This window comes from Methylobacterium sp. GXS13, assembly GCF_001455965.1.
In the GTDB taxonomy this organism is placed as follows: Bacteria; Pseudomonadota; Alphaproteobacteria; order Rhizobiales; family Beijerinckiaceae; genus Methylobacterium.
In genome coordinates this window covers 72,453-99,210 of the sequence record NZ_LKKO01000019.1, presented here as the reverse complement: position 1 = coordinate 99,210, position 26,758 = coordinate 72,453, and the positions used below count along the sequence as shown (strand labels likewise).

Annotated in this window: 26 protein-coding genes and 1 tRNA gene; 9 read left to right on the top strand and 18 right to left on the bottom strand. The window is 68.0% G+C overall.

Annotated features, from left to right (window positions below):
* Positions 1 to 95: 95 nt before the first annotated feature.
* Both pnp and AO398_RS06055 read left to right on the top strand, forming a co-directional pair.
* The gene (pnp, locus tag AO398_RS06060; protein ID WP_058191124.1) at positions 96 to 2,321 is read left to right on the top strand and encodes a polyribonucleotide nucleotidyltransferase; all 2,226 of its coding nucleotides are present in this window, start codon (positions 96 to 98) and stop codon (positions 2,319 to 2,321) included.
* 312 nt (positions 2,322 to 2,633) lie between these two features.
* Positions 2,634 to 2,855: a YgaP-like transmembrane domain gene (locus tag AO398_RS06055; protein WP_007560132.1), complete on the top strand. Its 222-nt coding sequence runs from the start codon at positions 2,634 to 2,636 to the stop codon at positions 2,853 to 2,855.
* Between the two features lie 87 nt (positions 2,856 to 2,942).
* On the opposite strand, the gene AO398_RS06050 is transcribed toward AO398_RS06055, so the two are convergent.
* The gene (locus tag AO398_RS06050) at positions 2,943 to 3,206 is read right to left on the bottom strand and encodes a GlsB/YeaQ/YmgE family stress response membrane protein (RefSeq protein ID WP_058191123.1); all 264 of its coding nucleotides are present in this window, start codon (positions 3,204 to 3,206) and stop codon (positions 2,943 to 2,945) included.
* Between the two features lie 179 nt (positions 3,207 to 3,385).
* Here AO398_RS06050 and AO398_RS06045 point away from each other — a divergent pair, with 179 nt between their 5' ends.
* Complete coding sequence (locus AO398_RS06045) at positions 3,386 to 3,742, top strand: RidA family protein (RefSeq protein ID WP_058191122.1); 357 nt, start codon at positions 3,386 to 3,388, stop codon at positions 3,740 to 3,742.
* Positions 3,743 to 3,846: 104 nt separating this feature from the next.
* Positions 3,847 to 4,923, top strand: coding sequence for a polyamine ABC transporter substrate-binding protein (locus AO398_RS06040; RefSeq protein ID WP_058191143.1), 1,077 nt, complete (start codon positions 3,847 to 3,849; stop codon positions 4,921 to 4,923).
* Positions 4,924 to 4,964: 41 nt separating this feature from the next.
* On the opposite strand, the gene AO398_RS06035 is transcribed toward AO398_RS06040, so the two are convergent.
* From AO398_RS06035 to AO398_RS06025, 4 genes are all read right to left on the bottom strand, one after another.
* Positions 4,965 to 5,372, bottom strand: coding sequence for a DUF3597 domain-containing protein (locus AO398_RS06035; protein ID WP_058191121.1), 408 nt, complete (start codon positions 5,370 to 5,372; stop codon positions 4,965 to 4,967).
* 100 nt (positions 5,373 to 5,472) lie between these two features.
* Positions 5,473 to 5,640: a hypothetical protein gene (locus AO398_RS28760; RefSeq protein WP_160329310.1), complete on the bottom strand. Its 168-nt coding sequence runs from the start codon at positions 5,638 to 5,640 to the stop codon at positions 5,473 to 5,475.
* Between the two features lie 332 nt (positions 5,641 to 5,972).
* Positions 5,973 to 6,299 carry a hypothetical protein gene (locus AO398_RS06030; RefSeq protein ID WP_058191120.1) on the bottom strand — a complete coding sequence of 109 codons (327 nt, stop codon included), beginning with the start codon at positions 6,297 to 6,299 and terminating at the stop codon, positions 5,973 to 5,975.
* Positions 6,300 to 6,326: 27 nt separating this feature from the next.
* Positions 6,327 to 8,180 (bottom strand): DEAD/DEAH box helicase family protein, encoded by a 1,854-nt coding sequence (locus tag AO398_RS06025; RefSeq protein WP_082643146.1) that lies wholly within the window; start codon positions 8,178 to 8,180, stop codon positions 6,327 to 6,329.
* Positions 8,181 to 8,434: 254 nt separating this feature from the next.
* Between AO398_RS06025 and AO398_RS06020 the strand changes: the two genes are divergently transcribed.
* Positions 8,435 to 8,518: transfer RNA gene (locus AO398_RS06020), tRNA-Tyr, on the top strand.
* Between the two features lie 33 nt (positions 8,519 to 8,551).
* Here the strand turns inward: AO398_RS06020 and ruvC are convergent.
* A complete protein-coding gene (ruvC, locus tag AO398_RS06015; RefSeq protein ID WP_058191118.1) occupies positions 8,552 to 9,175 on the bottom strand; it encodes a crossover junction endodeoxyribonuclease RuvC in 624 nt (207 codons plus the stop codon).
* A gap of 142 nt (positions 9,176 to 9,317) precedes the next feature.
* Here ruvC and AO398_RS06010 point away from each other — a divergent pair, with 142 nt between their 5' ends.
* A complete protein-coding gene (locus AO398_RS06010; RefSeq protein WP_058191117.1) occupies positions 9,318 to 9,890 on the top strand; it encodes a peroxidase-related enzyme in 573 nt (190 codons plus the stop codon).
* 7 nt (positions 9,891 to 9,897) lie between these two features.
* Here the strand turns inward: AO398_RS06010 and AO398_RS06005 are convergent, their stop codons facing one another.
* Complete coding sequence (locus AO398_RS06005; RefSeq protein ID WP_058191116.1) at positions 9,898 to 10,218, bottom strand: YnfA family protein; 321 nt, start codon at positions 10,216 to 10,218, stop codon at positions 9,898 to 9,900.
* A 187-nt stretch (positions 10,219 to 10,405) separates the two neighbouring features.
* On the opposite strand from AO398_RS06005, the gene AO398_RS06000 reads away from it, so the two are divergent.
* The 3 genes from AO398_RS06000 (at position 10,406) to AO398_RS05990 (ending at position 13,980) form a co-directional block, all read left to right on the top strand.
* A complete protein-coding gene (locus AO398_RS06000) occupies positions 10,406 to 11,944 on the top strand; it encodes a PAS domain-containing protein (RefSeq protein WP_058191115.1) in 1,539 nt (512 codons plus the stop codon).
* A 57-nt stretch (positions 11,945 to 12,001) separates the two neighbouring features.
* Positions 12,002 to 12,970, top strand: a complete 969-nt coding sequence (locus AO398_RS05995; RefSeq protein WP_058191114.1) for a tyrosine recombinase XerC — start codon at positions 12,002 to 12,004, stop codon at positions 12,968 to 12,970.
* Between the two features lie 146 nt (positions 12,971 to 13,116).
* On the top strand, positions 13,117 to 13,980 hold the full coding sequence (locus AO398_RS05990; RefSeq protein ID WP_244498677.1) for a response regulator: 864 nt from the start codon (positions 13,117 to 13,119) through the stop codon (positions 13,978 to 13,980).
* Positions 13,981 to 14,001: 21 nt separating this feature from the next.
* On the opposite strand, the gene lpdA is transcribed toward AO398_RS05990, so the two are convergent.
* The 11 genes from lpdA to gloB all read right to left on the bottom strand — a co-directional run bounded on the left by lpdA (position 14,002) and on the right by gloB (position 26,699).
* Positions 14,002 to 15,402 (bottom strand): dihydrolipoyl dehydrogenase, encoded by a 1,401-nt coding sequence (gene lpdA, locus AO398_RS05985; RefSeq protein WP_058191113.1) that lies wholly within the window; start codon positions 15,400 to 15,402, stop codon positions 14,002 to 14,004.
* A gap of 68 nt (positions 15,403 to 15,470) precedes the next feature.
* Positions 15,471 to 16,220 carry an SDR family oxidoreductase gene (locus tag AO398_RS05980; protein ID WP_058191112.1) on the bottom strand — a complete coding sequence of 250 codons (750 nt, stop codon included), beginning with the start codon at positions 16,218 to 16,220 and terminating at the stop codon, positions 15,471 to 15,473.
* An 8-nt stretch (positions 16,221 to 16,228) separates the two neighbouring features.
* A complete protein-coding gene (locus tag AO398_RS05975; RefSeq protein ID WP_058191111.1) occupies positions 16,229 to 16,543 on the bottom strand; it encodes a DUF2442 domain-containing protein in 315 nt (104 codons plus the stop codon).
* Complete coding sequence (locus tag AO398_RS05970; RefSeq protein WP_058191110.1) at positions 16,540 to 16,794, bottom strand: DUF4160 domain-containing protein; 255 nt, start codon at positions 16,792 to 16,794, stop codon at positions 16,540 to 16,542. Before AO398_RS05970 ends, AO398_RS05975 begins: the two co-directional genes overlap by 4 nt.
* A 46-nt stretch (positions 16,795 to 16,840) precedes the next feature.
* Positions 16,841 to 18,166 (bottom strand): 2-oxoglutarate dehydrogenase complex dihydrolipoyllysine-residue succinyltransferase, encoded by a 1,326-nt coding sequence (gene odhB / locus AO398_RS05965; RefSeq protein ID WP_058191109.1) that lies wholly within the window; start codon positions 18,164 to 18,166, stop codon positions 16,841 to 16,843.
* Positions 18,167 to 18,260: 94 nt separating this feature from the next.
* On the bottom strand, positions 18,261 to 21,251 hold the full coding sequence (locus AO398_RS05960) for a 2-oxoglutarate dehydrogenase E1 component (RefSeq protein WP_058191108.1): 2,991 nt from the start codon (positions 21,249 to 21,251) through the stop codon (positions 18,261 to 18,263).
* 157 nt (positions 21,252 to 21,408) lie between these two features.
* On the bottom strand, positions 21,409 to 22,293 hold the full coding sequence (gene sucD / locus AO398_RS05955; RefSeq protein ID WP_058191107.1) for a succinate--CoA ligase subunit alpha: 885 nt from the start codon (positions 22,291 to 22,293) through the stop codon (positions 21,409 to 21,411).
* 2 nt (positions 22,294 to 22,295) lie between these two features.
* Positions 22,296 to 23,492, bottom strand: a complete 1,197-nt coding sequence (gene sucC / locus AO398_RS05950) for an ADP-forming succinate--CoA ligase subunit beta (protein WP_058191106.1) — start codon at positions 23,490 to 23,492, stop codon at positions 22,296 to 22,298.
* A gap of 116 nt (positions 23,493 to 23,608) precedes the next feature.
* Complete coding sequence (gene mdh, locus AO398_RS05945; RefSeq protein WP_058191105.1) at positions 23,609 to 24,571, bottom strand: malate dehydrogenase; 963 nt, start codon at positions 24,569 to 24,571, stop codon at positions 23,609 to 23,611.
* Positions 24,572 to 24,996: 425 nt separating this feature from the next.
* A complete protein-coding gene (locus tag AO398_RS05940) occupies positions 24,997 to 25,566 on the bottom strand; it encodes a TetR family transcriptional regulator (RefSeq protein WP_082643145.1) in 570 nt (189 codons plus the stop codon).
* Positions 25,567 to 25,922: 356 nt separating this feature from the next.
* Complete coding sequence (gene gloB, locus AO398_RS05935; RefSeq protein ID WP_058191103.1) at positions 25,923 to 26,699, bottom strand: hydroxyacylglutathione hydrolase; 777 nt, start codon at positions 26,697 to 26,699, stop codon at positions 25,923 to 25,925.
* Between the last annotated feature and the right edge of the window lie 59 nt (positions 26,700 to 26,758).

The window sequence follows — 26,758 nt, the reverse complement described above, 5'->3', positions numbered from 1 at the left end:
GCAGGATCGCGAGACACTTCGCCGGATGAAGTGTCTCGCCGTCTTGCCCCCGACGGCGCCGGGCCGGGCCCGCCGAAGGCAAGGAAGAGACAAGAATGTTCGACGTTCAACGCGAAGAGCTGATGTGGGGCGACCGCAAGCTCGTCCTCGAGACCGGCAAGGTCGCCCGTCAGGCTGACGGCGCGGTGCTCGCCACTTACGGCGAGACCTCCGTGCTCGCCACGGTGGTCGCCACCAAGGAGCCGAAGCCCGGCATCGACTTCCTCCCGCTCACCGTGAACTACCAGGAGCGTGCCTACGCCGCCGGCCGCATCCCGGGTGGCTACTTCAAGCGCGAGGGCCGTCCCTCCGAGAAGGAGACCCTGGTCTCCCGCCTGATCGACCGCCCGATCCGCCCGCTGTTCATCAATGGCTGGCGCAATGACACCCAGGTCGTCATCACGGTCCTGACCCACGACCTCGAGAACGATCCCGACATCGTGTCGATGGTCGCGGCCTCCGCCGCCCTGACCCTGTCGGGCGTGCCGTTCATGGGCCCGATCGGCGCCGCTCGCGTCGGTTACATCAACGGCGGCTACCGGCTGAACCCGCTGGTCACCGAGACCAAGGATGAATCGTCCCTCGACCTCGTCGTCGCCGGCACCCAGGACGCCGTGCTGATGGTCGAGTCGGAGGCCAAGGAGCTTTCCGAGGACGTGATGCTCGGTGCCGTGATGTTCGGCCACAAGCATTTCCAGCCGGTCATCGAGGCGATCATTCGCCTGGCCGAGAAGGCTGCCAAGGAGCCCCGCGACTTCCAGGCCCCTGAGAACGCCGACGTCGAGAAGGCCGTCCTCGAGGTCTGCGAGACCGAGCTGCGCGCCGCCTACACAAAGACCGTCAAGCAGGAGCGCTACGCCGCCGTCGACGCCGTGAAGGCGAAGGTGATGGCCGCTCTGTGCTCCGAGGGTGCCGAGAAGTTCCCGGCCGAGAAGGTCAAGGCCGCTTTCAAGGAGGCGCAGTCCAAGGTCGTGCGCTGGAACGTGCTCGATACCGGCTCGCGCATCGACGGCCGCGACTTGAAGACGGTCCGCCCGATCGTGTCCGAGGTCGGCGTGCTGCCCCGCGCCCACGGTTCGTCGCTGTTCACCCGCGGTGAGACCCAGGCCCTCGTGGTCGCCACGCTGGGCACCGGTGAGGACGAGCAGTTCATCGACTCGCTCGATGGCACCTACAAGGAGCGCTTCCTGCTCCACTACAACTTCCCTCCCTATTCGGTGGGCGAGACCGGCCGCATGGGCTCCCCGGGTCGTCGCGAGATCGGCCACGGCAAGCTGGCGTGGCGGGCGATCCGGCCGGTTCTGCCGCCGGCGCATGAGTTCCCGTACACGATCCGCGTCGTGTCCGAGATCACCGAGTCCAACGGCTCGTCCTCGATGGCTTCCGTCTGCGGCGGCTCGCTGTCGCTGATGGATGCCGGCGTGCCCCTGCGCCGTCCGGTGGCCGGCATCGCCATGGGCCTCATCCTCGAGGGTGAGCGCTTCGCGGTCCTGTCCGACATCCTGGGCGACGAGGATCACCTCGGCGACATGGACTTCAAGGTGGCCGGTACGGACGAAGGCGTGACCTCGCTCCAGATGGACATCAAGATCGCCGGCATCACCGAGGAGATCATGCGGGTCGCCCTCGACCAGGCGAAGGACGGGCGTGCCCACATCCTCCAGGAGATGGCCAAGGCCCTCACCGATGCCCGTCCGGAGCTCGGCGAGTACGCGCCGCGCATCGAGACGATGCAGATCCCGACCGACAAGATCCGCGACGTGATCGGCACCGGCGGCAAGGTGATCCGCGAGATCGTCGAGAAGACCGGTGCCAAGATCAACATCGAGGACACCGGCATCGTGAAGATCGCCTCGGCCGACGGCAAGGCGATCAAGGCGGCCTATAACTGGATCCGCTCGATCGTCGCCGAGCCCGAGACCGGCATGATCTACGACGGCACGATCGTGAAGTGCATGGAGTTCGGCGCCTTCGTGAACTTCTTCGGCGCCAAGGATGGCCTCGTCCACATCTCGGAACTCGCTGCTCAGCGGGTCGCCAAGGTGACGGACGTCGTCAAGGAAGGCGACAAGGTCAAGGTGAAGTTCCTTGGTCAGGACGATCGCGGCAAGATCCGCCTGTCCATGCGCGTCGTCGACCAGCAGACCGGCGAGGACATCACCGAGAAGGTGAAGGCCGAGCGGGATTCGAGCGGCCGCAGCGACCGGGACGGTGAGCCCCGGCGTGAGGATAACGGCGGCCGCCATCGTGGTGAGCGCCGCCGCGAATCCGCTGGCGAATAAGCGAGACCAGAACCCAGCATAGGCCTCGGCCTGTGCGGGTGCGATGCGAGAGGCGCGGCCCTATCAGGGCCGCGCCTTTTTCGTATCCCGGGCCGAGCCCCTTCGGTCTGAGTCCTGAGCGAGTGGCTGTTCGGTCCGTCCCGCTCAGGCTCTCGATACGGATGGGGCCTCCCCATGGGGCGGCCGTGGCCCGGCAGCAGCAGGCGCTCTTCGAATCTCCTGCGCGGCGCGCGCGCCTCGGCCGCGCGCGACCGCGGGAACGCCGGTCCTGCCCCTGCGTTCGCCCCGCGACCTCACAACGGGAAAGCGTTCATGGCCAACGAAATGATCCACGACATCTTCAGCGGGCAACCGAACCTCACCACCACGGAGCGGGCGGTGTCGGTGGCGCTGGGCCTTGGGATCGCCGCGGCGGCCGCGCAGCCCCGGCCGAACAAGATTCTCAGCCTGCTGGCGCTGGTCGTCGGCGTCGGGCTTGCCGTACGCGGCGCCACAGGCCACTGCGCCGTGAAGGCGGCTGCGGATCACCTCTGAGGGCTCGTCGCCATCAGCCGGTCATCAAGCCACAAAAAAGGGGCGCCCCGCGGGGCGCCCCTTCTCGTTCCAGACCTCAGGAACTGATCAGATCGTGGTGCGGCGGCGACCGGCGATCATGCCGTAGATGAAGAGCACAACCACGGCACCGACGACGGCCCCGATGAAGCCCGCGCCCTGGTTCGGTCCGTACCAGCCGATGGCCTGCCCCAGGAAGGTCGCGACGAAGGCGCCGACGATGCCGAGAATGGTCGTCAGGATGAAGCCCGACGGCTCGTTCGGTCCGGGCATGAGGAACTTGGCGATGATTCCGGCGAGGAACCCGATGATGATGGTCCAGAGAATACCCATGACGAACCCCAAGGCGTGACAAGCGATGCCGTGTGAACGCACGGCGGCCGGCCACGGTTGCTCGCAACTGCGCAGGCAGGGGAGAATTTTCCGTGGTTCCCGCGACGCGTGGGCGCGCGGCCCTTTACGGCCAGCCCGGTGCCACGGCAGATACCGGCTTTCGCCGGCTGGAGACTTGAATGAGCATCGAACGGATCGAACCGGGCACGCGGATGTCGCAGGGCGCCATTCACGGAAACACCATCTACCTTGCCGGCCAGGTGGCGTCCGATCCCGTCGGCACCGGGGTGACCGCCCAGACCCAGAACATCCTGGTGCAGATCGACCGGCTGCTCGCCGTCGCCGGCAGCGACAAGGACCACATCCTGTCGGCAACCATCTACCTCGCCGACATCGGTCATTTCGCCGAAATGAACGCAGCCTGGGATGCTTGGGTATCGAAGGATCACCCGCCGGCGCGCGCCACCGTCGAGGCGCGCCTGTGCGATCCGCAATATCTGGTCGAGATCGTGGTCGTCGCCGCGAGGCAGGCGTGAGCGGGGCCGGGACGGGCCGGGTCGAACGATCGGTCTGGCGCCTCGTCCCGGCCCGGTGCCGGTTCGCGTCGCGCGGGCGGACCGGTTTTCGTCTGGCGGTGGGGATGCTGCTCGCAGCCCTGTTTCCCCTCGCCGCGCCCGTGCGAGCCGCTGAGGAGCGGATCGTCAACATCTACAACTGGTCGGACTATATCGACCCGAAGGTGCTCGACGCCTTCACCCGGGAGACCGGGATCAAGGTCGTCTACGACACCTACGACAACAACGAAATCTTGGAGACCAAGCTGCTGGCCGGCCGGTCGGGCTACGACATCGTCGTTCCGTCCGGTCCCTATCTGCAGCGGCTGATCCGCGCCGGCGCCTTCCTGCCCCTGGATAAGGCGAAGCTGAAGAACCTCGGCAACCTCTGGCCGGAGATCTCCAACCGGCTGGCCGTGTACGACCCCGGCAACACCTACGCGGTCGATTACATGTGGGGCACCACCGGCATCGGCTACAACGTCGCCGCCGTCCGCGAGCGCCTCGGCGCCAACGCGGCGCTGAATTCCTGGACCGTCGTCCTCAATCCCGCGTCCGCGAACAAGCTCAAGGATTGCGGGATCATGATGCTGGACTCGCCCGAGGATCTGATACCGAGCATGTTGCCGGTGTTCGGCGCGAAGGCCGATTCCAAGCGCTGGGACGACCTGACCCTGGTCACCGACGCGCTCTACAAGGTCCGGGGCAGCGTGCGGAAGTTCCACGCCTCGGAATACATTCAGGCTCTGGCCAACGGCGATATCTGCGTAGCGGTCGGCTATTCGGGCGACGTGATGCAGGCCAAGCGCCGGGCCGAGGAGGCCAAGAACGGGATCGAAATCGCCTACGTCGTGCCCAAGGAAGGCGCGCTGATGTGGTTCGACACCTTCGCGATTCCGAAGGATGCCGCTCACCCGGCCGAGGCTCTGGCCTTCATCGACTACATGCTGCGGCCCGAGGTGGCGGCCGCCAATACCAACTTCGTCGCCTATGCCAGCGGCAACGTGGCGGCCAAGAAGTTCGTGAAGCCCGACATCCTGAGCAATCCCGGGATCTACCCGGACGAGGCCACGATGCAGCGCCTGTCGATCAACACCGCCTGGGACGACCGTACCCAGCGTTATGTGACCCGGCTCTGGACCCGGGTCCGCACCGGTCGCTGAGCGAGGCCCGGCGCGATCAGGCGCCGGGCCCATTCAAGGCCTTAGTTCTTGAGGTCTTCCGGCACCTTGCCGCCGTTCTCGGCGAGCTTCTGCATCACCTGCTTGTGCAGCCAGATGTTCATGGAGGCCGAATCCTCCTTGTCTCCGGTATAGTGCAACTCATCGGCGAGCTGCTTGCGCGACGCCAAGCCCGAATCCAAGCCGACCAGCTTCATCAGGTCGACGATGGAGTGGCGCCAATCCAACTTCTGCGGGTTCTTCTCGGCGAGGCCGGTGAGCACGGCAGCCACATCCACGGTCTCGCCGCCACCGGCGCTTCCGGGGGCCGACGCGGTGCCCGAGCCGGCCGAGCCGCCCGAGGAGCCAGACGTGGACGCCGGCGCGGCGTCCGCGGAACCGCCGCCGAACGGATGAAGGATCTTGCCGACGATGCTGCCGAGGAGGCTCATAGGTCCGCTCCGATAATCAAGGCCCGACCTGCGCGCCGGGCGGGCTGTCAACCGGTTGTCGGCTCAGGCGTTCCGAGAATCGGTCTCGCCGGGACAGAGACTACAGGCGGGCACCGTGCAGCGCGATCCCGAGCAGAGACAGGCCCAGCACCAGGCAGATCCCGCTCCAGCGTTCAAGGACGACGGCGCGCGCGGGGTTGCGCAGGGAAAGACCCGCCAGACCCACACTGCAGACTAAACAGCTCAGGCTCATCACGATAAACAGCACGTTTCCTGTGGTCCGAAATCAACGGCCCCAGCCATAATCAGATTTGGCCGCTGTGGGGTATCGAAGACCACGTAGTCAATGCGCAATGCACAGGCTTCGGATTTTCAAAGCGTAAAAAAATGACATGCTCCGTCCCGTCTGGATTGGGGAGCATACCGAAAACTCAATCCTGTCGGGTAGGAATCGAGCCGCATATCGGCAGGATATTGAATTCCTGGCCGTTAGGCATTGTCAGTATAAGTAATAAGGCAGCGTGTCGCATCGGCCGTTCATGAAGCGTCGAAGAATGTCGGCTAAGGCTGACGCGGTACCGCCCACGCGGCAACTGGCGCTCAGCCGGCGTTCGACAGGGCGGCGGTGAGAGCTGCCCGCTCCTCGGCGAGCGTCTCGCGCGGCACGGAGCGGCCGGCGCGGTCGTACCAGTAACGCGCATTGCCGGCATCGCCCTCGATCCGGTGCAGGTGCGCGTGCACCCAGGCGGCGTCGGGCCCGGAGGCGTCCTGGACCAGGGCATGCGCCCGTTCCCAGGCAGCGGTGTCCGCTGTTTCCGTTGCATCCTTGGCCAGCCACCAGAGAGCCGCGAGTGGCGCGGGCCAGGCGGCTGGCGGCTCGGGCTTGGTCAGCGCGGCCGCAAAGTCGGACGGCAGTTTCTCGGTCATCGCGTCTTATCCCTGAACCGCGACGGATCAGCGCCCGGCGGCGCGCACCGGTTGCCAGCGGCCGCGGCGCTGGCGGGCGGACCACGCGTAGCGAGCATCGCCGTCGAGGCGGTCGAGATGGTCCGAGAGCCGGTTGCGTTCAAGCCAAGCGAGCGCCGCCTCCAACTCGGGCAAGGTCATGGTTGCGCGGCCCTTGCCAAGGACGCGCTTGAGCACCGCGTTGTAGCGATGAGCCAGATTGCCGCCGCGGGGCACGCGCAGCGATGCCTCGTCCTCGACGGCCTGGCTCGCCACCGCGACCGCGAGCCGTTGGCGCAGGGTGCGTTCGGTGACAGACGGTGGCTCCGGCGCCGGCGCCACCGGTGCGGGCTCGGCGAGCCGTGGGCGCAGCAGGGCGTAGCGCAGTCCGATCGCGTTACTCTCCAGCGGCGTGATGCCGCCGGGATCCTCGTCGCGCCACGGGGTCCGCTCCGGCACGATGGCGGTCGCTGGCCGCTCGCGCTTGGGCCGCACGCTGCTGCCCTGTTCGGTCTCGAGCTCCAGGCGGAAGCGGGCGAAGAGCGGGTCGTCCGGGTGGAAGACCAGGGCCTGCTGCGTGTCGTAGGGGCCGGCATGCGGATCAACCCGGGTGGCTCGCGCCAGCATCTGCTCCAGCCAGGGCCGGGAGCGGATATGGGTGAGGGCTGCCACCACGGCGACTTCGGGGGCGTCGAGCCCCTCATAGGCCATCGCTACCGTCACCAGCACCGCCGGTTCCGCGGTCAGGCGGAACGCCGCCAGGGCCGCGTGGGCGTCGCCCTGGCCCGAGGTCGCAAGACGGACATCGCGCTCCCCCTGGCCGGCCGGCATCCAGCTCCGCAGGGTCGTCAGATAGGTGCGGGCGCTCGCCTGGTCCGGGGCGACTACGAGAAGCTTGCCCAGGCCCCGGGTCATCTCGCCGGGCGGAAGGTCCCGTTCGAGCCGGCGCCTGGCACGCAGGCGTTTGGTCGCGAAGAACGCCTCGCTCAGGAGATCACGGGCGAATCCCGTGCGCAGGGCCGTGAACAAAGCCGGCCGGGTGGTGACCCGGACCGAACCGGCCCCCAGCCCGTCGAGGCGCGGCCGAGGGCTGTCGCCGGAGATCCGGCCGCCCTCCAGCCAGCTCGCCTCGCCGTCGATCGCCCCGAACGTGACCGGCAGCACCGCCCGCTCGGCCAGGGCCTGCGACCGGGAATAGCCGATCACCGCCAGACCCGGCGCGTCGAGGTCCAGCTCCGGGCCGCGGCCGAGGGCGGACGGCCGGTAGGGCAGGCCGAGGATGCGCCGCCCGTCGGCCCGCTCCAGGGTGCCGGACAGGAATAGGCCGATCTCAGCCGCCTCCATCACCGGCAGCATCGCCCGGGACCACGCCGCCGCCTCGGCCTCCTCCTCGGCCGAGGCCTCGTCCGCCCCTGGCCGCCCCGGGACCGGCAGGTGATGGACCTCGTCGACGACCAGCAGGGTCCGGTGGGCCCGCGCCTCGGCGAGGGGGGGGGGGGGGGCGGCGGCCACCGCCTGATAGGTGGTGACGTAGCCGGAGAGCCCCCTGGCCGGATCGCGCTCGTTGTCGGCGGCGCGCACGCTCAACGCATGGCCGAAGGCCGCGCGCCAGAGCGGATCGGCGAAGGCCTCCTCCGCCTGAAGGCGCAGGGAATCCCGCGGCACCACCCAGACCACGCGATCGACCCGGCCCGCCGCGATCAGCGTGTGCGCCGCGATCACCGGCAGGAGCGACTTGCCGCCCCCCGGGGTCACCGCCGCCAGGATCTTTCGGACATGCCCCGCCTGCCCGCTCGCCATGGCCGCCACGAGGGCCATCAACGTACGCTGGTGGGACCGCAGGGACGGGGCGGGACGGGTCAAGGGCCGGCGAAGCAGGGGGACATCCGCACACCGTGGCCGATCCCGATTCCTTTGTGAATCCCCCGGACCACCGCGGTGTTCGCCTTTTCTTCGCGCAACCGACGCGATTCGTTCGAAGCGCCCGCGGCACAGGCGCGATTCTTCGTGGCGCAAGCGGTCTCCCGAACGTCACAGGTTGCGGATCGGGCGATGAGAAGCGTTGACACCCGGCCAGCCCCTCACCATAAGGGCGCCGCGGGCGAAAAACCTGCCTTGGGGGAATGTCCCGAGCGGCAAAGGGGGCGGACTGTAAATCCGCTGCGTAAGCTTCGTAGGTTCGAGTCCTACTTCCCCCACCAAGTTTCCCGATAGATCCCGTTAGCCCAGCTCGATCAGCCCTGCTTCGCCAGGGCCGCCTCGATACGCGCGGCGGCGGCAGCCGAAAATCCCTTCCCGGCCAACCCCTGTCCCGCGGCGGCCTGCCCGGTGAGATTGCGCCGTTTGCCCTCCGGCAGGTGTGTCTTGCGGAGCGCGTGCGCGTCGCGGTGGCTGGCATGGGTGATCGCGATGGCCAGCGCGTCGGCGGCGTCGGCGACGCGGAACTCGGCCTTCGGCAGCAGGAAGCGCACCATCGCCTGGATCTGGACCTTCTCGGCGTGGCCGGAGCCTGCCACGGTCTTCTTGATCAGGTTGGCGGCGTATTCGAACACCGGCAGCCCGGCCAGCGCCGGCACCACCAGCGCCATGGCTCGGGCATGGCCGAGCTTGAGCGTCGCCTGGGCGTCTTTGTTGACGAAGGTCTCCTCCACGGCGACTTCGTCGGGTTTCTGCGCATCCACGATGCGGCTGATCCCCTCGAACAGCTCGCGCAGGCGCAGCGCCAGCGGCAGGTCGCCGTCCGAGGTGACGACGCCGCAATCGCCATAGGTCAGTTTGCTGCCCTGGGCGGTGATGAGGCCCCAGCCCGTGCGGCGGAGCCCAGGATCGATCCCCAGAATGCGGACGCTGCTGCTCATGACGCTCCAGGGTTTTGCTCTGCGTCATCCCGAAAGCCGGCCACCGCCGTAGGGATGAAGCTCTCGACGATCGGCCCGAGCGTGCCGTACGTATCGTGAACGACCGGTTTCACCAAGGGCGCGGGATCACGGGAGCACGATCATGCGCGCGGACAATCCGATCAGCCGCTTCCCGGTGCCGAAGCTGTCCGAGATGCCCGAGGACCTGCGCGCCCGCATCGCGCTTGTTCAGGAGAAGGCGGGCTTCGTGCCCAACATCTTCCTGGCGCTCGCGCATCGCCCGGACGAGTTCCGCGCCTTCATGGCCTATCACGACGCGCTGATGGACAAGCCCGGCGGCCTCACCAAGGCCGAGCGCGAAATGATCGTGGTCGCCACCAGCGCGGCCAACAACTGCCTCTACTGCGTGATCGCACACGGCGCGATCCTGCGGGTCCGGGCCAAGAACCCGCTGCTGGCCGACCAGATCGCCGTCGCCTACGCCAAGGCCGACATCACCCTGCGCCAGCGCGCGATGCTGGCCTTCGCGCTCAAGGTCGCGCAGGAAGCCTACCGGGTCGAGGCCGAGGACCACGCCGTATTGGCCGGCCACGGGTTCAGCCCGGACGACATCTGGGACATCGCGTCGATCACCGCCCTGTTCGCCCTGTCGAACCGGCTTGCCAGCGTCGCCGAGCTGCGGCCGAACGACGAGTTCTACACGCTGGGGCGGTGAGGCCGCCTCACCCCCGCCGCCCGAGCAGAATGATCGCCGTGCCCGCCAGGCAGACCGCGCCGCCGGCCAGATCCCAGCGGTCAGGACGCTGGCCTTCGGCGAGCCACAGCCACAGGATCGAGGCGGCGACGTAGACCCCGCCATAGGCCGCGAAGGTCCGCCCCGCCGCCGGGCTGTCCACCAGGGTCAGCAGGAAGGCGAATGCCACGAGCGAGGCGATCCCCGGCAGCGCCCACCAGGCGGAGCGGCCGAGCCGGAGCCAGGCCCAGAACGCGAAGCATCCGGCGATCTCCGCGAGGGCGGCACCGGCATAGGCGAGGAGCGTCATCGGACGAATTTGGCACGGGCAGCGATATCGGGCGAGCCGTGAGGGACAAACCGGTCGAATATGCGTCAACCGAACGGATGAGCTGGAAGTGCGAGATGCTCATACGCTCAAGATGGGCTAAGACCGATCCTGATTGCTTCCGCGTGCTCTCTCCGGCTTCCGCCGCCCGATCCTCCGCCCCCCGGCCATGTCAGATCCGACCGAGACCGCCCGCCTCCAGGTCCTCCACAGCTACGGCATCCTCGATACGCCACGCGAGCCGGCCTTCGACGACATCGTCACGCTGGCGACGCAGATCTGCGCCGTGCCGGTGGGCCTCGTGAGCCTCGTCGCGGCCGACCGGCAATGGTTCAAGGCCTTGCGCGGCTTCCCGGCCTGCGAGACGCCCCTGAGCCAGTCGGTCTGCGTCCACGCCCTGGATGCCGCCGACGGGCTGATGGTGATCCCTGACCTGACCGCCGATCCGCGTACCCGCGAGAACACCCTGGTGACGGGGGCGCCGTTCATCCGGTTCTATGCCGGGGCGGTGCTTCGGACCGATGGCGGCGTGGCGTTCGGGACCCTGTGCGTGATCGACACCGAGCCCCGACCGGCCGGGCTGAGGCCGGATCAGGCTTTCGCGCTGCGGGCGTTGGCGCAGCAAGTGATCGCGCAGCTCGAATTGCGCCGTGCGGTCCGGGAGCGCGAGGTGGCGCTGGCGGCCGAGCGTGCAGCGCGTGTCGCTCTGGCGGTCTCGGAGGAGCGCTACCGCCTCTCGTCGCGGGCGACTACGGACCTGATCTGGGATTGGAACCCGCAGACGGGTCGAATCCACTGGGACGAGGCGCTGTCGGCTCTCTATGGGTATCAGCCGGCGGAGATCGAGCCGAGCAACGACTGGTGGTACGCGCACATCCATCCCGAAGATCGCGACCGCGTCCGCCGCAGCGTCCAAGCGGCCATCGAGGGTGCGCCCCTGCGCTGGAGCGAAGGATACCGTTTTCGTCGTGCCGACGGGACCTACGCCACGGTTCTCAACAGGGCGATCATCGTCCGCACCGCGGAAGGCACGGCCACCCGGATGACCGGTGTGATGCTGGATGCGACCCAGCAGGCCGAGGCCGACGCACATCGCGAGATGCTCAGCCAGGAACTGAGCCATCGGCTGAAGAACACCCTGGCGATGGTCCAGGCGATCGCCTCGCAGACGCTGCGCGACGCACCCGACGTCACCTCGGCGCGCGATGCTCTGCTTCAGCGCCTCCTGGCCCTCGGCAAGGCGCATGACATCCTGCTCGCCGGCAACGCCGAGCGGGCCGGTATGGAGGCGGTGATCCGCGGCGCGCTTGCGCTCCACGACAATGCGCGCGTCGGCCGCCTCCGGATCGAGGGGCCGCCCATCGAGATCGGCCCGAAGGCAGCCCTCGCCCTGGCATTGATGATCCATGAGCTCGCGACCAACGCAGCGAAGTTCGGCGCCCTCTCTGCGGCCGCGGGCCATGTGGCCGTCACCTGGCAGATCGAGACGCTGGCGGGCGGCCCGCAGCTCCGGCTCAGCTGGGTCGAATCCGATGGCCCCCCGGTGGTCCAGCCCTCACGCAAGGGGTTCGGCACCCGCCTGATCGAGCGCGCCTTTGCCGGCACAGTGGCCGGGGACGTCGCCCTGGATTACCAGACGACCGGGCTGCACTGCGTCCTCACCGCGCCCCTGGCCGGGTTCCAGGGCAAGGACGGGATCCTCAGCTGATCGGCCGCGCGTCGGCGCGTTAAGCCCCCGACAACGAAAAAGCGGTCGAGTGAGCCCATGAGCGCACGCGAGACCGCCGACGACCTGATCCTGCTTCCGGGCGATGCGCGCCTGCGTGAGGTCGTTCATGCCTGGGTCGACGGGCTGGCGCGGGAGCGGCGGATGTCGCCCAACACCGTCGAGGCCTACAGCCGGGACCTGCGCCAGTTCCTGATCCACCTCGCATCGCGCCAGGGCTTGCCGACCATCCCGATGCTGGTGGCGCTGAAGGTCCGCGACATCCGCGCCTTCATGGCGGCCCGCCGGGCCGACGAGGTGTCCGGGCGCTCGCTGATGCGGATGCTGGCGGGGCTTCGCTCGTTCGGGCGCTTCCTGGAGCGCGAGGGCTACGGCAGCGTCTCGGCGCTCGGCGGCGTCCGGGCGCCCAAGGTCCCGCGGCGCCTGCCCCGGCCGCTGCCGGTCGCCGCCGCGGTGGCGCTCACCGACACGGCCATCCGAGCCGGCGAGGAGCGCGAGCCCTGGGTGCTCGCCCGGGATGCCGCGGTGCTGGCGCTCCTCTACGGGGCTGGCCTGCGCATCTCCGAGGCTCTGGGCCTCACCCGGCGCGACGCGCCGCTGCCGGGCAGCGATCAGGTCACGGTGCTCGGCAAGGGCGGCAAGCAGCGCATGGTGCCGATCCTGCCCGTCGTGGCGCGGGCGGTGGCCGATTACATCGCCGCCTGCCCGTTGCCGCTGCCGCCGGAGGGGCCGCTCTTCGTGGGCGCCCGCGGTGGCCCGCTGTCCCCGCGCATCATCCAGTACACCGTGGCCCGCGCCCGGGGCGCCCTCGGCTTGCCCGAGAGCGCAACGCCGCATGCCCTGCGCCATTCCTTCGCGACCCATCTGCTCGCCCGCCAGGGCGAGTTGCGGGCGATCCAGGAATTGCTCGGCCACGCATCCCTGTCGACCACGCAGCTCTACACCCAAGTCGACGCCGCCCGGCTGATGAGCGCCTATACGGCGGCGCATCCAAGAGCCGGTCGCTAATCTAACGGCGGGATACCAGTTCCGGGAGCTGTTTTCAGGGCTAAGTTAAGCAGGATATCCCCTATAGTGGCTTATTGGGCCGCCTTTTAAGAGCTTCGTCATGATCTGCATCCATTCTCCGGATCGGGGGATGCGATTGCCGGGACATGGCCATGAAGCTTGAGGAGGCGAAGTCGCCAGCGCGTGTCGTGATTGCGGATTGCGATGCCGGGCGCCGCACCGCCCTGCGGGCGATCGTCGAGCGTTTCGACCCTCAGGCCGTGGTCGACGAGGCCACGTCCGGCCAGGCCTTGTGCGACATCCTTCTCCAACGACGCCCCAGCCTCGCCTTCGTAGGCCTCCAGCTCGACGACCTGAGCGGGCCTGAGGCGGTCGCGGTGGCGCGCCGGGCCGGCGCCGAGCCGCCCTGCCTGGTTCTGGTCGCCAGCCGCGTACTGCCGCACTGGCAGGAGATCGCCCAGAGCCTCGGCGCCTACGAGGTGCTGAAGACGCCTCTCGACCCGGGCCATATCGAGCAGCTCCTGCACGCCGATGCCCGCCGCCGCACCCCGACCCGGGCACTGCTCGCCTGCTCCTCGCCTGCCGGGCGCACGGCGATCAGCCGGGTGGTGGCCCGCAGCGGCTTCGCGATCACCCTCGAAGAGACCAATTGCGGCCGCCACGCGCTGAGCCAGCTCAAGCTCGGCGCCTACGACTTCGCCTTTCTCGACGTGAAGCTCAGCGGCATCGAAGGGATGGAACTCGCCTGCCAGATCCAGCCCCTCGGCCTTCCGACCCGGATCACCTTGCTGACCACCTCGGATCTGGAGCCGATCGCCCAGGCGGGGCGCTATTTCGGGGTCGATGCTGTGCTGCGGATGCCGTTCTACGCCCGCGATATCGACTTGGCGCTGCACAACGCGCTGGGGCTGCGCCGGCCGTATCTCCTCAACGCGCTCACCGCCCCGCCGGCCCCGCCCCCGCCGTTGCGGATCGCCGATCTGCCGAACGCCCGGCGCAAGATCGCCTGATCCCGCGCCGGGTACTGCCCATCACACGTGGATGGCGCGCTTGGACACGGCGAGCGCCGCTTCCTTGACCGCCTCGGTCAGCGTCGGGTGCGCGTGGCAGGTCCGGGCGATGTCCTCGGAGGAGGCGCCGAACTCCATCGCCACCGCGACCTCGGCGATCAGGTTGCCGGCATCCGCGCCGACGATGTGCACGCCGAGCACCCGGTCGGTCTGGGCGTCCGCCAGAACCTTCACGAAGCCGTCGGTGGTGCCGTTCGCCTTGGCCCGGCCGTTCGCCGTGAACGGGAACTTGCCGGCATTGTAGGCGATGCCATCCTTGGTCAGCTCCTCCTCGGTCTTGCCGACGGAAGCCACCTCCGGGAAGGTGTAGACCACGTTCGGGATCACCCCGTAATTGACGTGGCCGGACTGGCCGGCCAGCATCTCGGCGATCGCGACGCCCTCGTCCTCGGCCTTGTGGGCGAGCATCGGCCCGGCGATCACGTCGCCGATCGCGTAGATGCCGGTGACGTTGGTGGCGTAGTGGGCATCCGTGAGGATCCGGCCCTTGTCGTCGCGCTGCACGCCCACCGTCTCGAGGCCGAGGCCCTCGGTGTAGGGCACCCGGCCGATCGCCACGAGGACCACGTCCGCCTGCAGGCTCTCCGCCTCGCCGCCGGCTGCCGGCTCCACGGTGACGGTCGCGCCCTTCTTGCCGACCTCGACGCCGGTCACCTTGGTCGACAGCTTGAACAGGATGCCCTGCTTGGTCAGGATCCGCTGGAACTGCTTGCCGACCTCGCCATCCATGCCGGGCAGCACCCGGTCGAGATATTCCACCACGGTGACCTCGGCGCCGAGCCGGCGCCAGACCGAGCCCAGCTCCAGCCCGATCACGCCGGCGCCGATCACCAGGAGCTTCTTCGGCACCCGGTCGAGTTCGAGGGCACCGGTGGAGGAGACCACAACCTTCTCGTCGATGGTCACGCCCGGCAGGCGCGTCACGTCCGACCCAGTGGCGATGACGATGCTCTTGGTCTCGAGCATCTGGTTGCCGCCATCCTCGGACACGACCTCGACCCGGCCGGCGCCCGCGATCTTGCCAGTGCCGTGGAAGGTGTCGACCTTGTTCTTCTTGAGCAGGAACTCGACGCCCTTGGTGTTCCCGGCCACGCCCTCAGCCTTGAAGCCCATCATCTTCTTGAGATCGAGCTTCACGCCGCTAACCTCGATGCCGAGATCGGCGAAGTGCTTGGTCGCCTCCTCATAGGCCTCGGAGGCGTGGAGCAGCGCCTTCGACGGGATGCAGCCGACATTCAGGCAGGTGCCGCCGTGGGTCGCGCGCTTCTCGACCACAGCGGTCCGCAGGCCGAGTTGCGCCGCGCGGATCGCGCAGACATAGCCGCCGGGGCCGGTGCCGATGACGACGAGATCGTAGGACATGGGAGTTCGCTTCCGGTCGGTCATGCCGCCTGGGGCGGTCGGAGAGAAGGGAGTTTGAGAGAGTGGGGTCAGCGGCCGCCGCCGACGTCGAGGATGGCGCCCGTGGTGTAGGCGGCCTCGTCCGAAAGCAGCCACACGATCGGCGCGGCCACCTCCTCGGCGGTGCCGGCGCGGCCCATCGGTACGCCGGGCCCGAGGCGCTCGACCCGGTCGGGCTCGCCGCCGCTGGCATGGATCTCCGTGGCGATGATCCCGGGCGCCACCGCGTTGACGCGGATCCCCTCCCCGGCAACTTCGCGGGCAAGCCCGATGGTGAGCGAGTCGATCGCGCCCTTCGAGGCGGCGTAATCGACGAACTGGCCCGGGCCGCCGAGGCGAGCCGCCACCGAGGACAGGTTGACGATGGCGCCCCCTGCCCCGCCGCGCTTGGTCGACATGCGCCGAACCGCCTCCCGGGCGCACAGGAAGCTGCCGACCACGTTGGTGTTCATCATGCGCTGGAGCCGGGCCGCGCTCATGTCGGCGACGTCCGACTTCAGATCGACCACGCCGGCGTTGTTCACGAGCGCCGCGAGCCGGCCGAGGCCGTCGGCGGCCTGGAACAGGGCGATCACGTCGGCCTCGACGCCGACATCGCTGCGCACCGCCAGCGCCGTGCCGCCCCTGGCAGTGATCGCATCCACCACCGCCTGGGCCGCGGCCGAGTCGGAGACGTAGCTCAGGCAGATCGCGTAGCCGCGCTCCGCCAAGAGCAGCGACACCGCCCGCCCGATGCCCCGGCTGCCGCCGGTGACGATGGCCACGCTTGGTCCGTTCATGGGATCACTCATGCGGCTGCGGCGTGGGTGGATGCGTATCGATCGGCCAAATCTTCGACGATCTGGGTCTCGATCCGGATCCGCATCGCGTCGGGGCAGAAATCGATCTCGTGCCCGAGGGCGTGGAGGTTCCAGCCGAAGGTCCAGCCGTCTTCACCGACAGACACCGTCCGGAAATAGGCTTGGTCCTTCAGCGGTGCGAATATCGCGCCGTCGGCGATCAGATCCGAAAGGTCGAGGATGCCGCCGACACCGTCATCGAACGTGATGCGGAGCGTCGGATACTGCAGGGGTTCAACAGAGGCGATCCGATGCGTCTTCATTCGATCATTCCCCCGCTGTGGCGGCCGGCCCGAATCTCTCGCCAAACATAGGAAACCTGTTCGCGATTGGCAGCCAGCCACGCACGGATGGCCTTGAGTTTCGCACGCGGCAAAGTCCCGCTGAGGACTTCGCCCGTGACGATCGAAAGCTTCGCCTCCTGGCCAGCAAAGAACGCGTGCAGATGTGGCGGAAGATGATCGTAGAGATAGATCGTGATCCGAACACCCTCGACGATGGCGATGGTCGGCATCGATCAGCCCGTTATTGCGATCGATGCCGAGCCATACCGATGGAGCTTAGAGGTCCAGCACGAGCCGGGCCGGATCCTCCAGCGCTTCCTTGACCCGCACCAGGAAGGTCACTGCCTCCTTACCGTCGACGATCCGGTGATCGTATGACAGCGCGAGATACATCATCGGCCGCGCCTCGATCTTGCCGGCCCGGACCACCGGGCGCTCCTCGATGCGGTGCATGCCGAGGATACCCGATTGCGGGGCGTTGAGGATCGGGGTCGACATGAGCGAGCCGTAGATGCCGCCGTTGGTGATCGTGAAGGTGCCGCCCTGCATGTCTTCAATCGACAGCTTACCGTCGCGCGCCTTCTTGCCAAAGCCGGAGATCGTCTTCTCAATGCCCGCAATGGACAGGTTGTCGGCGTCCCGCACCACCGGAACGACCAGGCCCTTATCGGTCCCGACCGCGATGCCGATGTGGTAGTAGTTCTTGTAGACGAGGTCCTGCCCGTCGATCTCGGCATTGACCGCCGGCACGTCCTTGAGGGCGCCGATCACCGCCTTGGTGAAGAAGCCCATGAAGCCGAGCTTGGTGCCGTGCTTCTTCTCGAAGATGTCCTTGTACTGGCTGCGCAGCGCCATCACGGCCGACATGTCGACGTCGTTGAACGTCGTCAGCATCGCGGCGGTGTCCTGCGCGTCCTTGAGGCGGCGCGCGATGGTCTGGCGCAGCTTCGTCATGCGTACGCGCTCCTCGCGCGCGGCATCGTCCGGCGCGGAGGGCGCACGCGGCAGGGTCGGGCGGGCCTCCCTGGCTGGGGCGGCGGCCGGGGCCGGCCCCTTGGAGATCGCGCCGAGCATGTCGCCCTTGGTGACGCGGCCGTCCTTGCCGGAGCCGTTGATGCCGGACGGGTCGACGCCACTCTCGCGGGCGAGCTTGGCAACGGCCGGGCCGTTGTCGCCGGTCGGGCGCTGCTGGGTCGCCGGGGCGCCCGCCTCGCCATGGTTGCCGTAACCGGCTGAGGATTCCTGAGCCGGCGCCTCGGCCTTCGGGGCGGCGGCCGGCGCCGGAGCCTCGCTGCGGCTCTCGGCCTTGGTCTCGGCGACCGCTTTCGGGGCCGCCGCCTTCTTGCCGCCGCCGGTCGCAGCCCCCACCTCGACGATCGAGCCGAGCAGCGCGCCAGGCTCGACGGTCTCGCCGTCCTTAGCGAGGATTTCGCCGAGCTGACCGGCCGCCGGGGCGTTGACCTCCAGGGTGACCTTGTCGGTCTCGAGCTCCACGATCGGCTCGTCGGCCGCGACCGTGTCGCCGGGCTTCTTGAACCAGCGGCCGATGGTGGCCTCGGTCACGGATTCGCCGAGCGTCGGGACGAGGATGTCGGTAGCCATGGTCTTTCGCACTTCCGGATCGGTTGGGCCGTACCGGACGGCCTGGAAATGGTGAGGGCGGCGACCTGCTCGGGTCGCCGCCGCGTCTCGAGGATCAGACCGCCAGCGCCTCGTTGAGGAACGCCTGGAGCTGGGCCTGGTGCTTCGACATCTGGCCAACGGCCGTGGACGCGGAGGCCGGTCGCCCGACATAGCGGGCGCGCTTCACCGCGGAGCCGGCTTGGCCGAGGACCCACTCGAGGTACGGCTCGACGAAGGACCAAGGCCCCATGTTCTTGGGCTCTTCCTGGCACCACACCACGTCGGCGTTGCGGAACCGTCCCATCTCCGTGGCGAGCGCCTTGAGCGGGAACGGATAGAGCTGCTCGACGCGCATCAGGTAGACGTCGTTGAGGCCACGCTTCTCCCGTTCCTCCAGCAGGTCGTAATAGACCTTGCCGGAACACAGCACGACGCGGCGGATCTTGTCGTCGCGCACCAGCTTGTTGGGTGCGCCCTCTTCCTCGGCATCGTCCCAGAGGACGCGGTGGAAGGTCGAGCCCTCGGCCAGGGCGTCGAGTGTCGAGACCGCCCGCTTGTGGCGCAGCAGTGACTTGGGCGTCATCAGCACGAGCGGCTTGCGGAAGTCCCGCTTCAGCTGCCGGCGCAGGATGTGGAAGTAGTTGGCCGGCGTGGTGACGTTGGCCACCTGCATGTTGTCCTCGGCGCAGGCCTGCAGGTAGCGCTCCAGGCGAGCCGAGGAATGCTCGGGGCCCTGGCCCTCGTAGCCGTGCGGCAGCAGCAGCACGAGGCCGGACATGCGCAGCCACTTGCGCTCGCCGCTCGCGATGAACTGGTCGATCACCACCTGGGCACCGTTGGCGAAGTCACCGAACTGGGCCTCCCACAGGACCAGGGCGTTCGGCTCGGCCAGCGAGTAGCCGTACTCGAAGCCGAGCACCGCCTCTTCAGAGAGCATCGAGTTGATGATCTCGATCGAGGCTTGGCCGTCGCGGATGGCGTTGAGCGGCGTGAAGCGCTGCTCGTTCTCCTGATCGATCACCACGGCGTGGCGCTGCGAAAAGGTACCGCGCTCGACATCCTGGCCGGAGAGCCGGACCCGGTTGCCGTCGAGCAGGGTCGCCCCGAAAGCCAGGGCCTCGGCGGTCGCCCAGTCGATGCCGGCGCCGGTCTCCCCGGCCTTCGCGCGGTTGTCCATGAACCGCTGGATCGTGCGATGCAGGTGGAAGCCGGGGGGCGCCTGCGTGATCTTGCGGCCGATCTCCTGCAGGGTCTCGGCTGGCACCGCCGTGCGGCCGCGGCGCGGATCGTCGACATCCTCGTGCACGGCCTTGAAGCCGGACCAGCGGCCGTCAAGCCAATCGGCCTTGTTGGCCTTGTAATTGGTGGCGACGTCGAGCTCGCTGTCGAGCATCTGGCGGAACTCGGTCTTGCGCGCGTCCAGCGCCTCTTGGTCGAGGGTGCCGTTTTCCACGAGCCGGCGGCCGTAGGTTTCCAACACCGAGGGATGCTTCCGAATCCGCTGGTACATCTTCGGCTGGGTGAAGGCCGGCTCGTCGCCCTCGTTGTGGCCGAAGCGGCGGTAGCACAGCATGTCGATGACGACCGGCTTGCCGAATTTCTGGCGGTACTCGACCGCGACCTTGGCCGCAAAGGTCACGGCCTCCGGGTCGTCGCCGTTGCAATGGAAGATCGGCGCCTCGACCATCTTCGCCACGTCCGACGGATAGGGCGACGAGCGCGAGAAGCGCGGGTCGGTGGTGAAGCCGATCTGGTTGTTGATGATGAAGTGCACCGAGCCGCCGGTGCGGTGGCCCTTCAGGCCTGACAGGCCGAAGCACTCCGCGACCACACCCTGGCCCGCGAAGGCGGCGTCGCCGTGGATCAGCAGCGGCAGCACGCTGGAGCGCTGGATGTGGGGCTTGGCCCACTGGTCCTGCTTGGCCCGGACCTTACCCAGCACCACCGGATCGACGATCTCGAGGTGGGACGGGTTGGCGGTGAGCGACAGGTGGACGTTGTTGCCGTCGAAGGCGCGGTCCGAGGAAGCGCCCAGGTGGTACTTCACGTCGCCCGAGCCCTCGACCTCGGCCGGCGAGGCGGAGCCGCCCTTGAACTCGTGGAACACCGCCCGGAACGGCTTGGCCATCACGTTGGTGAGCACGTTGAGCCGGCCGCGATGGGCCATGCCCAGCACGATCTCGCGCACGCCCAGCGCGCCGCCACGCTTGATGATCTGCTCGAGCGCCGGGATCATCGCCTCGCTGCCGTCGAGGCCGAAGCGCTTGGTGCCGGTGTACTTGAGGTCCAGGAACTTTTCGAAACCTTCGGCTTCGATCAGCTTGTTCAGGATAGCCCTGCGGCCTTCAGGCGTAAAAGAGATCTCCTTGTCCTTGCCCTCGATGCGCTCCTGGATCCACGCCTTCTCGGCGGGATCGGAGATGTGCATGAACTCGACGCCGAGGGTCTGGCAATAAGTCCGCTCCAGGATGTCGACGATCTCGCGGATCGTCCCGAACTGGAGGCCGAGCACGTTGTCGAGGAAGATCGGGCGGTCCCAATCGGATTCCTCGGTGAAGCCGTAATGCTGCGGGTGCAACTCCTCGTGGTCGCCGCGCGGGGCCAGACCCAGCGGGTCGAGCTTGGCGTGCAGGTGGCCACGCATGCGGTAGGAGCGGATCAGCATGATCGCCCGCACCGAATCCTTGGTCGCCTGCTCCACCGACACGCCGGTGGTGGCGGCGACGCTGTCGACCGGTTTGCCGGGCTTCGGCTCCTTGGCGTCCCGGGCGACGATCTTGTCGCCGATCGCCTTCTCCAGTGCGCCCCAATTGCCGTCCAGCGCCGAGACCAGCTCGCCGTTGAGCGGCACCGGCCAGTTGGGCTTCTCCCAGGACGCGCCCGCGGCGTTCTTCTCGACGAGGGTCTCGTCCTCGCCCAGACCCTTGAAGAAGGTCTGCCACTCCGGGTCGACCGAGGCCGGGTTGCGGGCGTAGGCCGCCTGCAACTCCTCGATATAGGCGGCGTTGGCGCCGTAGAGGAACGAGGTTTCGAGAAGCGCTTCGTTCACGTCCTGGCGTGCCATGGTCCGTTCATCCTGTCGCGCGGGCAGGCTGGCTGCCCATCCGGCGACCCGCTCGCGGGGCGGATCGCCCTGAAATTGAACCGGGGCGGCAGACCGCCCCGTCCCGTCGATATGGGGGTCGCAGCCTTGCGCTGGCCGCGACGCAGGCGCGCGGCCCTCAGCCCTTCAGGACTTCAACCAGGGTCGAGCCGAGCCGGGCCGGGGATGGCGAAACGCGGATGCCCGCGGCCTCCATGGCGGCGATCTTGTCCTCTGCGCCGCCCTTGCCGCCCGAGATGATCGCGCCCGCATGGCCCATGCGGCGGCCCGGAGGCGCCGTGCGGCCGGCGATGAATCCGACCATCGGCTTCTTGCGCCCGCGCTTGGCCTCGTCCTTCAGGAACTGCGCGGCCTCCTCCTCGGCCGAGCCGCCGATCTCGCCGATCATCACGATCGACTCGGTCTTCGGGTCGGCCAGGAACAGCTCCAGCACGTCGATGAACTCGGTGCCCTTCACCGGGTCGCCGCCGATGCCCACGGCCGTGGTCTGGCCGAGCCCGGCATTCGAAGTCTGGAACACCGCCTCGTAAGTCAGGGTGCCCGAGCGGGACACGATGCCGACCGAGCCCTGGCGGAAGATATTGGCCGGCATGATGCCGATCTTCGACTGGCCGGCGGTGACGATGCCGGGGCAGTTCGGGCCGACGAGGCGCGACTTCGAGCCGACGAGCGCCCGCTTCACCCGCACCATGTCGAGCACCGGGATACCTTCGGTGATGCAGACGATCAGCGGGATTTCCGCGGCGATCGCCTCGCAGATGGCGTCGGCGGCGCCGGGCGGCGGCACGTAGACCACCGAGGCGTCGGCGCCGGTGGCCTCGCGGGCCTCCGCCACCGTGTCGAAGACCGGCAGGCCGAGATGGGTCGCGCCGCCTTTGCCGGGGCTCGTGCCGCCGACCATCTTGGTCCCGTACGCGATCGCCTGCTCGGAGTGGAAGGTCCCGTTCTTGCCGGTAAAGCCCTGGCAGATGACCTTGGTATTCGCGTCGATCATCACCGACATGATCAGGCTCCCTTCACGGCGGCGACGATCTTCTGAGCGGCGTCGTCGAGGTCGTCCGCCGGGATCACGTTCAGGCCGGAGCCCCGGATGATGTCCTTGCCCTCTTCGACATTGGTGCCTTCCAGGCGCACCACCAGCGGCACCTGCAGGCCCACCGCCTTGACGGCGGCGATGACGCCGCGGGCGATGACGTCGCACTTCATGATCCCGCCGAAGATGTTGACGAGGATCCCCTTCACCTGCGGGTCGGCGGTGATGATCTTGAACGCCGCGGTGACCTTCTCCTCGGAGGCACCGCCGCCGACGTCGAGGAAGTTGGCCGGGCTCTCGCCGTAGAGCTTGATGATGTCGAGCGTCGCCATGGCGAGGCCGGCGCCGTTGACCATGCAGCCGATCGTGCCGTCCAGCGCGATGTAGGCGAGGTCATACTTGGACGCCTCGATCTCCTTGGCGTCCTCTTCGGTCTCGTCCCGCAGCGCGACGATGTCGGCGTGCTTGTAGAGCGCGTTCGAGTCGAACGAGATCTTGGCGTCGAGGCACTTGAGATGGCCGTCGCCGGTGAGCACCAGCGGGTTGATCTCCAGCATGCTCATGTCCTTGGACACGAACGCGGTATAGAGCTTCTCGGTGAGCGAGGCCGCTTCCTTGGCCTGGGCGCCGGTAAGCCCGAGGGCCTTGGCGACCGCGCGGCCGTGATGGGGCATCACGCCCGTGGCCGGATCGACCGGGATCGTGTGGATCTTCTCGGGCGTGTCGTGGGCGACCGCCTCGATATCCATGCCGCCCTCGGTGGAGACCACGAAGGCGACGCCGCCGGTGGCGCGGTCGACCAGCATCGAGAGGTAGAATTCCTCGGCGATCTGGGCGCCTTCCTCGATGTAGAGGCGGTTGACCTGCTTGCCGGCCGGCCCGGTCTGGATCGTCACCAGCGTCTGACCGAGCATCTCGCTGGCGTATTGCTTCACCTCGTCGATGGACTTGGTGACCCGGACGCCGCCCTTCGCGCCGTCGGGGGCGCCCATGAAGGTGCCCTTACCGCGGCCGCCCGCGTGGATCTGGCTCTTCACGACCCAGACCGGGCCGCCGAGCTCCTTGGCGGCGGCCTCGGCCTCCGACGGATCGAAGATCGCCACACCGCGGGAGATCGGCAGGCCGAACTCCTTCAACACGGCCTTGGCCTGGTATTCATGGATGTTCATCGGAGCCTCTTGATGAGGAGCGAATAGGGATTGGCGAGGAGCGAGGAGGTTTCTGAGCGCGAAGCAGTCCTGAGTAGGCCCTATTCGCTATTCCCTACTCGCTATCCGCCTGATTCTTACGCCAGCGAGCCGTCGACGCCCTTGCAGGCCTCGATCAGGCCGGTCACCGAAGCGACGGACTTCTCGAACATCGCCTTCTCGGCCGGGTCGAAGGTCACCTCAAGGACGCGCTCCACACCGCCGGCGCCGATGACGATCGGCACGCCGATGAACATGCCGGTCACACCGTACTGGCCGTCCAGATAGGCGGCGCAGGGCAGGACCCGCTTCTTGTCGCGCAGGTAGCTCTCGGCCATGGCGATGGCGGAGGCGGCGGGCGCATAGAAGGCCGAGCCGGTCTTGAGCAGGTTGACGATCTCGCCGCCGCCCTTGCGGGTGCGCTCGACCATGGCGTCGAGCTTCTCCTGGGTGGTCCAGCCGAGCTTGACCAGGTCGGTCAGCGGCACGCCCGCCACCGTCGAGTAGCGGGTCAGCGGCACCATGTCGTCGCCGTGGCCGCCGAGCACGAAGGCGGTGACGTCCTCCACGGAGACCTTGAACTCGTCGGCCAGGAAGTGGCGGAAGCGCGCCGAGTCGAGCACGCCGGCCATGCCGACGATCTTGTTGGTCGGCAGGCCTGAGAACTTCTGGAGCGCCCAGACCATCGCGTCGAGCGGGTTGGTGATGCAGATCACGAAGGCGTCCGGGGCGTAGCTCTTGATGCCCTCGCCCACCGCCTGCATGACCTTGAGGTTGATGCCGATCAGGTCGTCGCGGCTCATGCCGGGCTTGCGCGGCACGCCGGCGGTGACGATCACCACGTCGGCACCCTTGATGGCGGCATAGTCGCTCGCCCCCGCGTAGGTCGCGTCAAAACCCTCGACCGGGGCGGCCTCGGCGATGTCGAGCGCCTTGCCCTGCGGCACGCCGTCGACGATGTCGAACAGCACCACGTCGCCGAGATCCTTCAGGCCAGCCAGGAGGGCCAGGGTGCCGCCGATCTGGCCGGCACCGATGAGCGCGATCTTGTTGCGAGCCATGTCGGATCAACCTCCGCTGCGTATCGTCTTCGGTGGGATCGGCGAGGTGCCGGGACCGTCCGCTGGTCGGCTCCGACACGGGATTCGCCGCTCTGGAATCTGCGCGGCTGTGTGGCCGAAAAGCCTCGTCGCTTCAACCCGATGGGTAGTTGCAGCGGTGGCGGTTCGACTCGCGCCAGCGCTCGGTTGTCGCAGGCTCAGGCGATGAAACCTCAATGAAGCGAGGGTATTAGGTGCACTGCACTCTGCCCGGTCGCAGCGGCAACGCTAAGATGACAGATTCGAGAGCTTGTCATTTCGTTGTTTCCGACGCTCTCGTGCTGGGGATCGAACCGTCGTCGGACGGCAGGAAACGCAAAAGGCCCGGACGCGAGGTCCGGGCCTTGAAAGGCATGAGCCAGTGCCGGGCCGCGCGCTACGCGAACTCAGAGGATCCCGGAGCGCAGGACGCGCTGGATCGCGTGAATGACCGCCCCGAACCGGGCCTCGATCAGGTCACGCGGGACCTCCGCGTCGTGCTGGATCGCAAGGGGATGGGTGAAGCGGTAGCTCGCATCGAAAATGTAGGCGATGGCCCGCTCTCGGTCCCGGGCGGAGAAGATGCCGGACGTGATGCCCTCCTCCACCACGCGCTCGACCAGGCTGCGCAGGCGGACGCGGTGCCGCCTGGCTATGGGTCGGGCCGACACCGTGGCGTCGAGATGCACTGCGAACAGGTTCGGCTCGTCGAACAGGGCGTCGCGCTGCACCGTGGCGAGGGCCGTGAGCAGACGCTCGATCTTGTCGTCGGCCGGGTCGGGCGCCTCGGCGTTGCCGGCGAGCCGGGCCTCGACTTCGCGCAGCCAGCGCCCGGCCACCGCGTCGAGGAGCGCATCCTTCGACGGGAAGTAGCGGTAGACGTTGGCATGCGTCATGCCGGCTTCAGCTGCGACGGCCACCACCGTCACGCGTTTCGGCCCGAGGCGGGAGAGGTGCTCGGTAGCGATGCCGAGCAGCCGAACATCGGCCGCGACGGGCGCGCGGGGACGGGCGTTCGTTGCGACCTCGCCGGTGTCGCGCAGCGCGTCACCGGCCGTCGTGTCGGTTCCTGGAACCTTGATCTTCGCGCAGATCGCCTCTTCCCTGGCCCCGTCGGACTCTGGCTTCAGGAACGGGAGCGGAAGGCGGGAGGTGGACAGGTGGTAGGGCGAGACGGACCCCCATCAGACCGGCGGAAGCGTCCCGGCGCTTCGCGTTGACGTTACGGCTTCCCCCCGGGAGCCCGTTGACTGAGCGGATTGGTACCGCTTGCAAAGGGTATGTGTCAGTTCGGCTTGAGAACGCAACAAAATTTTCTTGGTTATCACCGGCTCTAGAAGCGGTCCTTCCACGCACGCAGTGCCACAAACACCGCTTCCGGATCTGTGCCGGGCGCAAATTCGACTGATTTAGCCAGCGCTGGAAGGTTGCTGCGCAGAAACGGATTGGTCGCGCGCTCTGCGCCCATAGTCGATGGAATCAGGAAACGCCCCTCGGCCTTGGCCCGCTCGGCCTCGGCCTTGCGCGCCATCAAGTCGCGGTTCTCCGGGTCCGCCACAAGGGCGAAGCGAGCATTGGACAGGACGTAGTCGTGGCCGCTGAACACCCGGGTCTCGTCGGTCAGCTGCTCGAATCGGTGCAGGGAGCACCATAGGGTCTCGGGCGGGCTCTCCATCACACGGCCGCAGCCGAGGGTGAACAGCGTGTCCCCTGAGCAGACGATCCCGGCCTCGGCGAACCAGTAGGTGATGTGGTCGGCGCAATGGCCGGGGGTCTCCCAGACCTGGGCCTCCAGCCGGCCGACCTGCACGGTATCGCCCTCCCCGACCGTGACATCCACGTCCGGGACGGCGTTGCCGGCCTTGGCGGCGGCCTGCACCCGGGCACCGGTGGCGCGCTTCACGTCAGGGATGCCATCGATATGGTCGCCGTGCCGGTGGGTGACCAGGATGTCGGTGAGGCGCCAGCCGGTCTCGTCCAGGGCCTTCAGGACCGGCCCGGCCTCCGGTACATCGATCGCCGCACAGGCGCCGGTTGCCGGATCGCGGATCAGGACGCCGATATTGTCGCTGCGGCACAGGAACGTTTTGATCTCGGTCTCGGCAGCCATCCGATTCCCTCTCCAGGGCACGCGAAGATTTGTAGATGCGGCGAAGCGCAGAATCTGCT

Bases quoted from the DNA above. Each gene is read 5' to 3' on its own strand.
- AO398_RS06000 (WP_058191115.1), top strand. From the start codon at position 10,406: ATGTCAGATCCGACCGAGACCGCCCGCCTCCAGGTCCTCCACAGCTAC.
- AO398_RS06055 (WP_007560132.1), top strand. From the start codon at position 2,634: ATGGCCAACGAAATGATCCACGACATCTTCAGCGGGCAACCGAACCTC.
- AO398_RS05980 (WP_058191112.1), bottom strand. From the start codon at position 16,220: ATGAACGGACCAAGCGTGGCCATCGTCACCGGCGGCAGCCGGGGCATC.
- AO398_RS06030 (WP_058191120.1), bottom strand. From the start codon at position 6,299: ATGACCGAGAAACTGCCGTCCGACTTTGCGGCCGCGCTGACCAAGCCC.
- AO398_RS05990 (WP_244498677.1), top strand. From the start codon at position 13,117: ATGGCCATGAAGCTTGAGGAGGCGAAGTCGCCAGCGCGTGTCGTGATT.
- ruvC (WP_058191118.1), bottom strand. From the start codon at position 9,175: ATGAGCAGCAGCGTCCGCATTCTGGGGATCGATCCTGGGCTCCGCCGC.
- mdh (WP_058191105.1), bottom strand. From the start codon at position 24,571: ATGGCTCGCAACAAGATCGCGCTCATCGGTGCCGGCCAGATCGGCGGC.
- lpdA (WP_058191113.1), bottom strand. From the start codon at position 15,402: ATGTCCTACGATCTCGTCGTCATCGGCACCGGCCCCGGCGGCTATGTC.
- AO398_RS06045 (WP_058191122.1), top strand. From the start codon at position 3,386: ATGAGCATCGAACGGATCGAACCGGGCACGCGGATGTCGCAGGGCGCC.
- odhB (WP_058191109.1), bottom strand. From the start codon at position 18,166: ATGGCTACCGACATCCTCGTCCCGACGCTCGGCGAATCCGTGACCGAG.
- sucC (WP_058191106.1), bottom strand. From the start codon at position 23,492: ATGAACATCCATGAATACCAGGCCAAGGCCGTGTTGAAGGAGTTCGGC.
- AO398_RS05960 (WP_058191108.1), bottom strand. From the start codon at position 21,251: ATGGCACGCCAGGACGTGAACGAAGCGCTTCTCGAAACCTCGTTCCTC.
- AO398_RS05995 (WP_058191114.1), top strand. From the start codon at position 12,002: ATGAGCGCACGCGAGACCGCCGACGACCTGATCCTGCTTCCGGGCGAT.
- AO398_RS06035 (WP_058191121.1), bottom strand. From the start codon at position 5,372: ATGAGCCTCCTCGGCAGCATCGTCGGCAAGATCCTTCATCCGTTCGGC.
- AO398_RS06010 (WP_058191117.1), top strand. From the start codon at position 9,318: ATGCGCGCGGACAATCCGATCAGCCGCTTCCCGGTGCCGAAGCTGTCC.
- AO398_RS06050 (WP_058191123.1), bottom strand. From the start codon at position 3,206: ATGGGTATTCTCTGGACCATCATCATCGGGTTCCTCGCCGGAATCATC.
- gloB (WP_058191103.1), bottom strand. From the start codon at position 26,699: ATGGCTGCCGAGACCGAGATCAAAACGTTCCTGTGCCGCAGCGACAAT.
- pnp (WP_058191124.1), top strand. From the start codon at position 96: ATGTTCGACGTTCAACGCGAAGAGCTGATGTGGGGCGACCGCAAGCTC.
- AO398_RS05975 (WP_058191111.1), bottom strand. From the start codon at position 16,543: ATGAAGACGCATCGGATCGCCTCTGTTGAACCCCTGCAGTATCCGACG.
- AO398_RS05970 (WP_058191110.1), bottom strand. From the start codon at position 16,794: ATGCCGACCATCGCCATCGTCGAGGGTGTTCGGATCACGATCTATCTC.
- sucD (WP_058191107.1), bottom strand. From the start codon at position 22,293: ATGTCGGTGATGATCGACGCGAATACCAAGGTCATCTGCCAGGGCTTT.
- AO398_RS06040 (WP_058191143.1), top strand. From the start codon at position 3,847: ATGCTGCTCGCAGCCCTGTTTCCCCTCGCCGCGCCCGTGCGAGCCGCT.
- AO398_RS06005 (WP_058191116.1), bottom strand. From the start codon at position 10,218: ATGACGCTCCTCGCCTATGCCGGTGCCGCCCTCGCGGAGATCGCCGGA.